Origin of the sequence: Collinsella aerofaciens, from assembly GCF_018785245.1 — a bacterium.
In the GTDB taxonomy this organism is placed as follows: domain Bacteria; phylum Actinomycetota; class Coriobacteriia; order Coriobacteriales; family Coriobacteriaceae; genus Collinsella; species Collinsella aerofaciens_AD.
The window spans coordinates 105414-117995 of sequence record NZ_WQPL01000033.1 but is presented as its reverse complement, the minus strand read 5'-3'; the positions used below and the strand labels follow the sequence as shown (position 1 = coordinate 117995).

Sequence of the window (12582 nt, the reverse complement as noted above, 5' to 3'; positions counted from 1 at the left end):
ACTTCTTATGGGCCGTCGTTATCGATTTGCTGCTATTGCAGGTCCAGCTGATCCAGGTATTCCTTGCCGTGCTCGGAGATATGGCGCTTGCGGCCTGCCTCGTCATTGCCCAACAACAGGTTGAACATGGTCTCCATCTTGGTGACGTCCTCGGGCTCCACCTTAATCAGGCGGCGCGTCTCGGGGTTCATGGTGGTGAGCCACATCATGTCCGGATCGTTCTCACCAAGACCCTTCGAGCGGTTGATGGAGCACTTCTGGTTGCCGATTTCCTTGAGGATGCCGTTCTTTTCGAGCTCGGTGTAGGCAAAGTAGGTCTTCTCTTTGCAGTTGATCTCGTAGAGCGGCGACTCGGCGATATACACGTAGCCCTCGTCGATAAGTGTGGGCACCAGTCGATAGAGCATGGTGAGCACGAGCGTGCGGATGTGATAACCGTCGACGTCGGCGTCCGTACAGATGATGACCTTGTTCCAGTTGAGGTTGTCGAGGTCAAAGGCGCCGAGGTTCTTGATGCGCTTGTCCTTGATCTCCACGCCGCAGCCCAGCACGCGCATGAGGTCCATGATGATGTCGGACTTAAAGATGCGCGGATAGTCCTCCTTTAGGCAGTTGAGGATTTTGCCGCGGACGGGCATAACACCCTGGAACTCGGCATCGCGCGAGGTGCGAATGGCGCCTGCTGCCGAGTCGCCCTCTACGATGTAGATCTCGCGGCGGCTCTTGTCTTTGGAACGGCAGTCGATGAACTTCTGCACGCGGTTGGCCATGTCGGTCTTCTGCTGCAGGTTGGTTTTGATGCTCTGGCGCGTCTTCTCGGCGTTCTCGCGCGAACGCTTGTTGATGAGCACCTGCTCCATGATCTTGTTGGCAGCGTCTTTGTTCTCGATCAGATAGGTCGAGAGGCGCTCCTTAAAGAATGCCGTCATGGCCTGCTGGATAAAGCGGTTATTGATGGCCTTCTTGGTCTGGTTCTCGTAGGACGTTTGGGTGGAGAAGCAGTTGGTCACCAGCACCAGACAGTCCTGGACGTCCTGCCACTTAATGCCGCTCTCGTTTTTGTTGTATTTGCCCTGTTGCTTAATGTAGGCATCGATGGCGCTGGTGAGGGCGCTGCGGGCAGCCTTCTCGGGCGAGCCGCCGTTCTCGAGCCACGATGAGTTGTGGTAGTACTCCTGCATCGTGAAGGTGCGCGAGAAGCACATGCACGCGGTGATCTTTACGTTGTAATCGGGCAGGTCCTCGCGATCGCGACCGCGACGGTCAGCCTCGATAAAGAAGGGCTCGGTGAGGTAGTCGGTACCGACCTTCTCGAGCACGTAGTCTTCGATGCCCTTGGGATAGCAAAAGTCCTCTTCGGAAAACTCGCCATCGTCGCCCTCAATGCGCAGGCGGAAGGTCACGTTGGCGTTGACCACGGCCTGGCGGCGCATGGTCTCGCGATACCAATCGTGGGGGATGCTGATGGAGGTAAAGACCTCAAGATCGGGGCGCCATTTGATGGTGGTGCCGGTACGGTCCTCGTCGCTGGGCTCAATCTCGAGTGCCTTCTTTTTGGCGCCAACGACCTTGCCCTTTTTAAAGTGCAGGGAGTACTTGTTGCCGTCGCGCCAAACCGTGACGTCCATGTATTCGGAGGCGTACTGGGTCGCGCACGAGCCCAGGCCGTTGGTACCGAGCGAGAAGTCGTAGTCGCCGCCCTGGTTGTTGTTGTATTTGCCACCTGCGTAGAGCTCGCAAAAGACGAGCTCCCAGTTAAAGCGCTTCTCGGAGGGGTTCCAGTCGAGCGGGCAGCCGCGGCCGTTGTCCTCTACCTGAATGGAACCATCGCGAAAGGCGGTAAGGGTGATGAGCTTGCCGTAGCCCTGGCGCGCCTCGTCAACGGCGTTGGACAGGATCTCGAAGGCGGCATGCGCGCAGCCGTCGAGTCCGTCCGAGCCAAAGATGACGGCGGGGCGCAGGCGTACGCGCTCCTCGTCCTTGAGCTGGCGGATACTGTCGTTACCATAGTTTGCGGTGTTTTTTGCCATACTCGCTCTCTCGGTGCTCCTTTGCTGCGTTTAAGTCATATAGATAGTCAAGGTAGCATAGCCCAGCCCACAGACGATTCCAACCAACACGAAATCCATCGAACAACCGTTCGATTAGATAATGAATGCTTGGAATGCGGGAGGGACCTGTCCTGTCCTATCCAAACATCTGCGGCAGGTCGATGAAGACGGTTCGATCGCTTTCGCCAGCTTCGAAGCCCGAACGGGAGAAGAATCCATAGCGATGGCACTTGAGTCCCGTTGCCTCGACTTGGGCGATTTCCTCGTCGACCATTTTTTGCGTGATGGGGGATTTGCGGAACTTTGCTTCGTAGAATGCGTAGCCCTCGGGGTCTTGCGTTACCACATCGAATTCGCCGCTCGTTTTGTTTGCGGGGTCGTCGTACCAGTACTTGCCTATGGCGTCGAAAGCCGGTTCGATCTTGCCGGTCCTGTTCTGCCGCACGAGGTATTGACGGCAGATCTCCTCGAACATATGAGGAACGTAGTTTTCCTCGAAGTCTTGGAAGACGTGACGATCATAGAAGACTTCCGGGTCGAGCAGCTGACGCGCTGAGGCATTGCGGAAAACATAGCGATAGTAAAAGAGCGAAAGCGGATCCACTACAAAGTAGCCAGACTTGCGCTTGTTCGTAGGGTCGTTGATGGGTGCACGCTTTTGGACGATTTCGAGTGACATGAGCTTGTCGAGCACGTCTGCCATGGCCGGACCGCTCGAGACGTGCGACTGTGCCAGCACGTCCCCCCAACGGGAGTAGCCTTGTGCGAGAGCCCCGAAAACTTCGTTGGCGTTGGTCATCTTCGAGATCTCGGCGTTGAGATAGGACGGCACCTCGCTTTCTAAGCGGGCGCCAGGTTCCGTGACGAGCTCGATGATGTTGTCGCGTACGCTTTGGGATTGATCGATGAGGCGATTGTAAAAGGGGATACCGCCAAAAACGCTATAGAGCCGCACCTTGTCCTCGGGCGAGAACGCGGGATAGAACTTCGCAGCGTCAAAGTAATCCATGGGCTTAAGCTCAAGCGCGAGATCAATTCGCCCGTAGAGGGGGCTTTCATGCTCGATGAGGGATTTCATAATCTCAACGTAGGAGCCGCACAGGACAATGTTTAAACGTGAGTCTTCCCTGTGGGCGTCGATTGAGGTCTGAAGAATGCTGTCTAAGCCTTTAACCGCATCTCTCAAGTAGGGGTATTCGTCGAGAACGAGGGTAATGTTCTTGTCTTTAGCTTGGGCAAACAGAAATTCGATGAGCTCGCGGATGCCTGTGAAGGCGAGCGGAGGAAAGCTCAGCGCTTCAGCAACAAGGACGGACAGACTCTCGAGGTTGTCTGCCTCGGAGGTTTGGCGGCACTCGTAATAGACCGTTGCGACGTCCGACAAATCGGTTAGCGCCTGCTTGATGAGCTCACTTTTTCCGACGCGACGCCTGCCGTAAATGAGAACATTGCGCTGCTCGGGTGCTTTGAGCGTTTTCTTAATACGGGCGAGCTCACGCTCCCTGCCAATAAATTCCACTTACTCGGTTCCTTCCGACTCGGTTTTGTCCGAGTTAATTGTATCGCATGGATCAGTTTATGCTCGAGTTTACTCGGACAAAACCGAGTCGGTTCTGCCCGAGTAAATTTGAAGGCGGCCGAATGCGTCTTGCTGCGTTTGCGGTTGGATACGTTGTCGAAAACGTGTCGTGCGGATTGTTGGATCGAATCGAACATTGGGACAGACGTCTCGTTTTATGGGCCGGGGGCGTGCATGTGCGAGTTCTTTTGGCCCATAAGGAACGCTGGTGGGTCGTTATTTGGGCCACGGGTCACTTCGCCGGCGCCGTGTTTCGTCATACGCTCATAGTGGAAGCCGATGCCACGGGGTCGACTTGGGACTCGGGCAATGGATGAGCTGCAAGCCGAAAGGAGCGGTGAGAATGATGAGGCCCATGACAAAGAAACTGCTGTTAGGAATTCCCACCGTGACGCTTTCGGCCGTGCTGGCGTGTACAGTGGCCGGCTGTGGCGGTAGTGCTCCGAGCGGCTCGCCTGGCGGTTCGGGCGGCAGCGCGCCTGTGCAGGAAAAGCCCAGGGCCTATGATTCGCAGACGGTCGAGGTGGCAGGCATTACCTATGAGTCGGTGGCTCACGGTACGTTCTATCGCGGCGATGCCAAGCTGCAGGACGGCTTTTACCTGCACATCAAGATCACCAACAACAACACAAAGAACAGGACGTTCAGTTCCTTTAACGTGCATGCTGCCCAGGGCGATCTTGAGGCAGGCGACCCGTTGTTTACTTCCGGCAAGGCGGCCGTGCTCGACTACGTTGCAAGCGAGGCTCCCGATGAGCTGCACGAGGGCATCGACCTTTCCGAGAGGCCAGGTATCGGCCCGGGCGAGACCGTTGAGTACGTGTATTTCTGGGCGCCCAAGACGGCGTACTACGGGCCCATCACTGTCGAGTTCGTAGACGCTTATGCCCCCGCCAAGAATCATGAGGCCATGCACTTTGACACCACGGGATGCGAGACCAAGGAGTTCAAGGCGGCCGGCGGCGTGGCCGATTCTGGCGAGAAGACAGATTTAACGGGCATCGACTGCGCATCGTACAGCATCGAGGCCGCCGATGGGTACACGCTGGATTCGTCCGACGAAGAGCGCGAAAAGGCAAACTTCTTCCACGACGAGACTGGAGGACGCCTGAACATCAGCATCTTCCCGCGCTCGCCGGAGGAAGAGGTTGCAAGCCTAGAGCAGGTCTACGAAGGCAAGGAGACAACAACCGACCAGGTCGAGTACAACGGCATAACGTGGCTGCGCTTTACCGGTCCCGACAACGGCCATACGCTGTTTGCGACGGCTCCCGCGACGGGCGAGACCGTCCGCGTGTCGATTGGCTGGAAGATCGATTGGGACGCCGCCGCGCCCATGATGGAGGCATTGAAGCTCAAGTAGCGGGTTGCGATTCCCATGTCAGGCGACTCAGGGCTGGCTCCGAGTTATCGGGGCCAGCCCCTTTTGGTGTTCGATGAGCCGAGTCGGCGTCTCTCACAAAAGTAACTAGGAGCTAGCGAGACCTATCCGAATTGACCTCATTGGCGGTGTCTTTTTCGAGCGCCGTGCGGCGGGCGCTGTAGGCGATGAGGCCGGCGCCTGCCGCGGCGAGTGCTGTAGCGGCTGCCGTAAGGGGAGCATTGACATCGCCCGTGCCAGCGAGCGCGCCCGCTTTTCCGGAGCGCTTGTTATTGCTGTGGTCCTTGCCACTGCCGGAGCTCCTTCCGCCGGAGCCGCCGCCCTTGTCAGTACCGCCGCCACTCGAGCCGCCACTGCCGTCCGCCGTCATCGGTGCATCGTGAAGCCCCGTCGTATCCGCGTTGTCGCATACGCCGACCTGAACTTCTGAGCGTTCGCATGCCGCGTCGGGCACATGAAGCTCGTGCAGCACGGCACCCAGCGCCGAGTTTGCGCCCGGTCGAATTTCCTCGAGCGTTACGGGATCGAGCGCCACCAGATTACGCGCCTTCGCATATAGCGTTACACGTTTGCCTACTTCGTCGCTCCAACTTTCGGGGATGGCGAAGCTCATGCGGAACTGTGCCGTGCAACCCGGTGCCAGCACGGCGTTGCCGTTGTCGGCTACCAGCGGGTGCGTTGCAAAACGCGCGCCCAGCGTCTCGAGCGCGTACTTCACATGTGCCATGTCGTTGGCCGAAGCGTCCTCGGCAAGCTCTGGATCGTAGATCGAAGCCATGCGTGCGTTCACTCCGAATCCGATGGATGCGCTGGAGAACGGCTGGCTGGAGCCCTCTCGGTATAGATCGATCGTGCCGGCGGTCAGCAAGGTGTTGCCGTCGTTTCGCACCGTGACCATGAAGGATTCGCCTGCCGCTCCGGGCACCACCGCGCCCGAGGTGGCTACCGCGCCCGTCGGCGTCGCGCATGCCACCAGAGGCACTTCGATACCGTGTAGCTCTGCCTCGCTCTTCTCTGCACTCACAATGTGCGTGGCGAGCGCCGAGAGCATGCCGCCCGACGTTAAAAATGTCGTTATCTGATCGACGGGATGGTCCAGCTCGCACATCACGAACGGCTCCGTGAACAGATCGCCAGCCAAGGTGCTGGCGAAGATGCGGAAGTGCTTGCCCATCACTGCTACCGGGTTGCCTTCTTCGTCGTAGGTTTGTCCCACCTTGCCATCGGTGTTCTCTACATAGAGCACGCACCTGCCGTTGTTGCTTACGCTAAACGATGCCGGGCCACAGCCTGCGGCACCCACGGGCTGCGTTGCAAATGCCGATGCGCCTCGCGTCCAAGCAATATGCTGCAGTTGCTCGTTGACGGTTGCCAAAAAGCCCGTGTGCTGCGGCCACGGCATCGCGTGGGGTACTGTGGCATCTGGCGACATAACGCCCCAACCCGCGATGGACTGGCCGATCACGGCGTACGACGCGCAGCCACAACCGCCTGCAGTCTCGTATGCAACGGGCACCACCATTTTGCCGTTGATATTCTCGGGCGCGCCCAGCTCGATGCTCGATGGTGCCTGCGGAAAGTGGAGGACCTGACGGAACGTGAGACTGTCGCCCAAATTATCCGACCACAGGGTAAAGCATTCCAGCGCAACCTCGGCCTCGCTGCCGAGCGCCTTCTCTGCGGTGGTTCCGCGGCGGTGGAGGTAGGCGCCCGACAGGCGCCCGTCGACCAGCGTCTTGCCCACCGTGATACGCGGGCACTGCAGGCAATGGTAGCCATCCTCCTGAAGGCGGCCGCGAGAGATGCTGCGCCACGACGTGTGCGATACCACGCGAACTCCGTCGTTGCTTATGCGCAGGCGCACAACGGACAGTATGCCGGCTGTGCTTGCCATATCGAAAAGGGTGTCGTCGCCGGCGGGGCGCTCGCCCGAGACCAGCAGCACGTAGGCGTCCTGGTTTCCCCTCCCGTCTGTATATTCCACCACGTCGAAGTCGTAATCGAATATGCCGTTGCGCTCCACATCGCCCTCGCCAAACCCAAGGGGGAAGTCCACGGGCGTGGGAGCGGACCACGTGCCGTTCGTCTTTGTATGCACCACCAGGCGCGAACGACCATTCTCGCCGTAGCGCACCGAGGCGATACGGAATAGGCACTCCACGCCGGCAATCATTGCCAGCTTCATGTGAGCTTCGCTGAGCACGCCAGCAAACAGCACGTTGTCGCTCGAGGGCTTGATGCCGCCACGCTCGTCTTCCGACACGCCGGTAGAATTGGCGTTCGGGTCAGCAACGGCGTTCGTTGCCTGACCGATGTAGGTGTACTCATACATCGGCGCGGCGTTTTCGTCGTTCTCTATCAGTGCATGGACGAAATGTTCGACCTGTCCCGTGTCGTCGCTTTCTGCATCCGCCTCGAGCTCAATGCGCGTGACCGCTTGATTCCAATCGCGTACGACAGAAGCGACGTTTACGGCAGTGGCCTTAACCTCGGCGCGTGCGAGCAGCTCGGCGTTGGTGACGATGGTGGCCGATGCGATAAATTGCGGAACGCCGCCCGCCTCGATGTTGCCGGGCGTGTCGAAGCGGGCGTCCAGCGTGTAAGGCGTATCTCCACCCAATGCGAGCTCAGAGCGCTGGAGCGCATACTGGTCGCCATTGTTCACCGACATATTCCACGAATCGATGAGTGTGGGCCACGACCCCGACCAAGCCTTGGTGGTCCACTTGAACATTACGAACTGGAGTATCACATCGACATCGACGTCTGCGCCTACGCGCAGTCGCGGAAGCTGGTGTCCATCCGCCTTCTCGTACCCAATGAACAGCGTGAGGGATGCGGCGCCGCGCACGGCAGACGAAGCGACGCCTGCAACGCCGGCGCCAAAGGTGACGGCGAGCCCGATCTGGATGGTGAACGAGCCCGACGTGTTCGAATAGTCGAGCGAAATGTTTTTAAAAAACGCCGCGCCGCTGCCGTGCGTGTGGGCACCCACGGCGAGCGCCAGCTTTGCCAGCACCCAGGGGTTGACGTTTAGGAAAAACGGCACCGGTCCTAGGGTAAACTGCTCGGTCCAATTGAGGTCGGTTCTTACCTGGAAGAGGGCCTTAATATTGCCGTATGCGGGGTCGTTGTTGTTACCCCAGGTTTTGCCCACCCAATCGTAGGCGAGCGAGCCGTACAGCTGTGTGGCGATATCCATCGTGAACAGCGGCGTGCAATGGTGACGAAGGAGCTTGGTGTTTCTTGGATCGGTGCCCGAACCGGCACTCATGCTCTTGTACTGGTTCCACTTCCCCTCCATCTCGTCGAGGTAGCGGTTTGCCTGCTTGGCGCCCGACTCACGCGGCGATTTCTTCCAGTATTCCGGATCAGGGTTGCCCGAATCGTTCATATAGCTGGCTGGTTTGTATCCTCCGCCAAACAGCACGTATCCAGCAAACGAGAAATCGAAGAGGATCGGAAATGTGGGCATCCAACACGTGAACTTATTGCCGCCGATGCCGGGAAACGCCGCGGGGAAATCAAACGGAGTGATCTCTTGGTCCATGGTGGTGGGGACGATAGTGGTCGATCCGGATTCCGCCTTTGCCGCCGGCGCGGTGACAACGGCCATGGGGGATGAGAGCGTGTAGGTTTTGCCCTGATAGTCGAGCGCAAAGCGCAGCTTGCACCCTTCTTCCAGAAGGCCCGATGCCGCATCGAGGAACTTGTCTTCGAGTGTGAACGTCGCCAGATTATCCGAACCCGATGCGCTGGCCTTGACTTGGCCAATCTGCGTGACGGTTTCGGATGAGCTGCCCGCAGCGGGCATCACTTTATTGATATGCAACGTTGCCTGCCCGCCCTGCGGCAGATGGGACTGCACGGTAAAAGCGTGCGTGTTGGGCTGGTCGTTTGCTGCTTCGTTCGCTGGCATTGCCATAAACGTGGCGTCGGCGTACTGGATGTCCCATTCGTCGAATGTGAGCTGGCGGAAGTACGGCTCGCCGTCGGAAAGCGGACGCGTGGGCGCGGTTATAGCGGTGCCGCCTTGGACGCGCGCGAGGGGAATCTCGACATCGCGGTAGCCCGCCATGCTAATGGAGATGCCGCCGTTAAAGTCGTACGCGTCGAGAAGCGTTGCCTCGTCCACGTAGCCTTCTGAAAGAGGGGCGACCTCAAAGATGGCCGTGCCTTCGTCATCGGTCGTGGCGGTGAGCTGCTTGCCTGCGGCATAGCGCGATATGAGCGTGACCTGGGCACCCGTGATGGGCGTATTCTTGTTGGCGACGTCGACCACGACCACACCAAACATGGTGCGCGAGAGTACCAAGACCTTGAAGGGATCATCTTCGTCGGCGTATGCTTCGGTGGGTGCGAACGGCAATATGAAGGCGTTTTCGCTTCCCGGCACGCGCGGCAACATAATGCTCGCTAACGAGGACGCTCCGGCGACAAGTAACGAACGGCGATCAAGCATCTTTGGCTCCCATCCCGCAGGTATCGGTGGAAATAATCCAATTTTGCGAGAAGGCGCCCCGTGGCGGTAGTGCCGTTCAAGGGTCAAAATGTCCAAATTGATCGAGCGAAGCGCCGGGTTCCGGAACGCGTTCGATGCGCTTGGTAGTCCGCTCGCTAACGCAACATATGCGCGACCAGCTCGGCGCGTGTGCCGATGCCAAGCTTTGCGTATACGCCGGATAGGCGGTTTTTGACGGTGCCCGGCGATACTCCCATATGGCGTGCGATTTCGGCGTTGGTCCACCCACGACAGGCGAGCATGGCCATGGTGAATTCCGTGGTCGTTAGATCGTCGGCAACGTCCTCGCCCGAATCGGGGTTGTGGATGCGCCGCCAGCCGTAGCTGAAGCGATACGTGATCTCGATGATGCGCGCGAAGTCGTCAGGGTATTGCGTTTTTAGGCATGCCTCGATAAGCCCCTGTAAAAGGCCGTGATGCTCGCCAATGAGCTCAATAAGGCCGTCGGGACGCGCAATGTTCCAAGCAACTCCGAAGTGCGTTTTTGCGGCGTCGATGTCCTTGAGGCTCATGCATGCCATGGAAGCTGCCAGGTGCAGGAACAGTTCCGAGATCGGATAGCTCCCCTGTTTCATGATCAGGGCGTTTTCCGCCATGCCCAGACTGCGGCCATATTCGCCGCGCAGGTACAGGGCATGCGCCATCACGTAGCTGGCGAAAAGGCGCAGGCCTTCGGGCAGATGCGCCGCAAGCGGATAAAACTCTTCGGCGGAATACGGGGAAGGCAAGTGCAGCAGGACGCTCGCGGCCGAGGCGAACAGGATATGTGTGGCGTGGACGGCGGGCGACCCCTCGTCAGCCGGCGTATCGAGGATGCCAGCAAGGCACCGGCGGGCGTCGGCGATACGGTTGAGCGACAGGCTGGCATATCCGCAGATAAAGCATGCGGAATAGCGCAGCGCGGGATCGGTGGCGTCAAGATAGGGGCGCGCCGTCTTGGCAGCGAGGGCGGCCTGTCCGCGAAAGTACAGCGCTTCTGCCGTGGCAATGGCGCGCGAATCGGGGTCGGAAATGCCTGCAACCGCAGCGTCAATCTGCCCCGGCACAAAGGCGGTGCACATCAACGGCATGGGAACGCGTGGGTAGCCATCGCAGTCCATCTTCCATCTCCCATCAGGTGGCAACAATGCAGCAATTGTACTCCTGTTGCTCGGGACCCCTTTCGTTTTACTGTTCGGTTAACGCTGCGGATCGTTTTGGAAGGCTTACGAGCATGGTAGTACCGTTCTCGGAACTTTCTTCGACCTCTACTGTGCCACCGTGAAGCGCTGCAATCTCCCAAACGAGCGCTAGTCCGAGTCCTGCGCCGCCATATGCCCTGCTGCGGGATTTATCCAGGCGAAAGAACGGTTGGAAGATGCTCTCACGGTACTGCTTGGGTATTCCCGGGCCCTGGTCTTCGACTCGCAGGAACACGTGGCTGTCGTTGTCGCAGATGGAGACGTTGACAGTCGAGCTGGGGTGGCTGTAACGGATGGCATTTTCGACCAGGTTAAACACCAGCCGATAGAGGAGCGTGTCGCTCCCGATTACTAAAGCGTCTCCAGCACAATTGAGGGCTATGCCCTTATTTTCGGCAAGTGGCGCAAGATCGGTGAGGACCTCTTCGGACAGGGGGCCGAGTTCAACAGCGTCCCCGCAAGGGACACTGCGGAGCTCACTCATCTCGAGCAATACCTTGGTCATTCGAGACATGCGCTCAGTTTGTTCTTGTAGCAGGCCGAGCAGCTCGGCTGTTTCGGGTTGCAAACCGGAGTGCTCGGAGATGAATAGTTCAATCTGTGCTTGCATAAGGGCGAGCGGGGTGCGCAGCTCGTGTGCGGCGTTGCCGGTAAACTGACGCTGTGCAGAGAACCCTTCGCCAAGACGGGAGATCATGTCGTTGAAAGAGGCGCTGCATCGTTGTAGCTCGGTGGGCACATCTTCACTGAGTCTGATTTCGCTTAGGTTGTCAGGCTGCACGCGCTCAACCTGGGCTGCAAAAGCCCGTAGCGGTTTGAGTGCACGGCCGCTCACAAAGTATGCCAGCGCGCCGCCAAGGAGTGTGACTCCAGCCGTGATGCACCAGATTGTCGTGCCAAAAGACTCTTGTGCGTCGTTTACGACGATTGTGACCTTGTCATCGAGGGCCGTTTTCGTTGGGTCGAACACCTGGGGCGAATCCGCGCCGGCAGCGTTAAAGGCCGAGATGTCACTGCCGATGGCATCCATATAGCGCATGCCCGTATAGCCGACCAGGCAGTTCGTCAGCACGCACGCCGCACACGTCAGCAGCGCCGTCATGATCGTTATGCGCCATTGCAGCGAAAGCCTTTTCATTCGCTATCCTCCATAACGTAGCCCTCTCCAATCCGATTGCGAATCGGGTCGTATCCCAAAGCGCTGCGCAACTTTTTTCGGAGCGACGAGATGTGAACGCGGGTTGCGTTGCTAAAGCTGTTTACGCTGCTATCCCAAACGTGCTCGATAAGCTCCTCTTGGCTTACCGGTCGCCCCTGATTAAGCATCAGGTATTCCAAGATTCCCGTTTCCTTGCGTGTAAGAGATAGGGCCTCGCTGTCTACGGAAGCGATGCGCGCCTTGGTGTCAAAGCGGAGCTTTCCACAGGTTAATACTATGTCGCTTTGTGCAAAGCGCCTGAGGGTAAGGCTGCGGATCCTTGCCGCAAGCTCGTCAAGATGAAACGGCTTGGTAAGGTAATCGTTGGCGCCGGCATCGAGTCCGTCGACCTTATCGGATACTTCGCCACGCGCGGACAGAATCAGCACCTTGGTCTCGCAGTCGGTTTTCCTAAGTTCCCTGAGTACGGTCATGCCGTCGATACGGGGAAGGTTGAGGTCGAGTACCACGAGGTCAAAGACTTCGACGCCCAGCAGGTCGAGCGCCTCCCGTCCGTCGTGACAGCAGTCGACGCTGTATGTCAGGTTTCGCAAGCTGCGCGCGATTGCGTCACACAGCGCCCGCTCGTCCTCGACGATCAAAATACGCATAACAGTCTCCTTGCACATTTCAAATCGCGCTTAACACGGATTTTATAGTCGATATGGTC

The 12582-nt window shown here is 58.5% G+C and carries 7 protein-coding genes; 1 reads left to right on the top strand and 6 read right to left on the bottom strand.

Translation table 11 applies throughout. The features are described from left to right. Nucleotides 1-32 precede the first annotated feature (32 nt). Both GPK39_RS07820 and GPK39_RS09760 read right to left on the bottom strand, forming a co-directional pair. Nucleotides 33-2030, bottom strand: coding sequence for a DNA gyrase/topoisomerase IV subunit B (locus GPK39_RS07820; protein ID WP_215674827.1), 1998 nt, complete (start codon nt 2028-2030; stop codon nt 33-35). A gap of 157 nt (nt 2031-2187) precedes the next feature. Continuing rightward, entirely contained in the window at nt 2188-3570 is a 1383-nt protein-coding gene (locus GPK39_RS09760) for an ATP-binding protein (RefSeq protein WP_040358713.1), read from the bottom strand. A gap of 406 nt (nt 3571-3976) precedes the next feature. Between GPK39_RS09760 and GPK39_RS07810 the strand changes: the two genes are divergently transcribed. Next, entirely contained in the window at nt 3977-4993 is a 1017-nt protein-coding gene (locus GPK39_RS07810) for a hypothetical protein (RefSeq protein ID WP_215674825.1), read from the top strand. Nucleotides 4994-5105: 112 nt separating this feature from the next. On the opposite strand, the gene GPK39_RS07805 is transcribed toward GPK39_RS07810, so the two are convergent. The 4 genes from GPK39_RS07805 to GPK39_RS07790 form a co-directional block, all read right to left on the bottom strand. Beyond that, on the bottom strand, nt 5106-9473 hold the full coding sequence (locus GPK39_RS07805) for a hypothetical protein (RefSeq protein WP_215674823.1): 4368 nt from the start codon (nt 9471-9473) through the stop codon (nt 5106-5108). Nucleotides 9474-9628: 155 nt separating this feature from the next. Next, the gene (locus tag GPK39_RS07800) at nt 9629-10633 is read right to left on the bottom strand and encodes a helix-turn-helix domain-containing protein (protein WP_215674822.1); all 1005 of its coding nucleotides are present in this window, start codon (nt 10631-10633) and stop codon (nt 9629-9631) included. Between the two features lie 67 nt (nt 10634-10700). Continuing rightward, nucleotides 10701-11852, bottom strand: a complete 1152-nt coding sequence (locus GPK39_RS07795; RefSeq protein ID WP_215674820.1) for a HAMP domain-containing sensor histidine kinase — start codon at nt 11850-11852, stop codon at nt 10701-10703. After that, nucleotides 11849-12541, bottom strand: a complete 693-nt coding sequence (locus GPK39_RS07790; protein ID WP_215674818.1) for a response regulator transcription factor — start codon at nt 12539-12541, stop codon at nt 11849-11851. The genes GPK39_RS07795 and GPK39_RS07790 overlap by 4 nt, the downstream gene beginning before the upstream one ends. Nucleotides 12542-12582 lie beyond the last annotated feature (41 nt).

Bases quoted from the DNA above. Each gene is read 5' to 3' on its own strand.
- GPK39_RS07820 (WP_215674827.1), bottom strand. From the start codon at position 2,030: ATGGCAAAAAACACCGCAAACTATGGTAACGACAGTATCCGCCAGCTC.
- GPK39_RS07800 (WP_215674822.1), bottom strand. From the start codon at position 10,633: ATGGACTGCGATGGCTACCCACGCGTTCCCATGCCGTTGATGTGCACC.
- GPK39_RS07790 (WP_215674818.1), bottom strand. From the start codon at position 12,541: ATGTGCAAGGAGACTGTTATGCGTATTTTGATCGTCGAGGACGAGCGG.
- GPK39_RS07810 (WP_215674825.1), top strand. From the start codon at position 3,977: ATGAGGCCCATGACAAAGAAACTGCTGTTAGGAATTCCCACCGTGACG.
- GPK39_RS07795 (WP_215674820.1), bottom strand. From the start codon at position 11,852: ATGAAAAGGCTTTCGCTGCAATGGCGCATAACGATCATGACGGCGCTG.
- GPK39_RS07805 (WP_215674823.1), bottom strand. From the start codon at position 9,473: ATGCTTGATCGCCGTTCGTTACTTGTCGCCGGAGCGTCCTCGTTAGCG.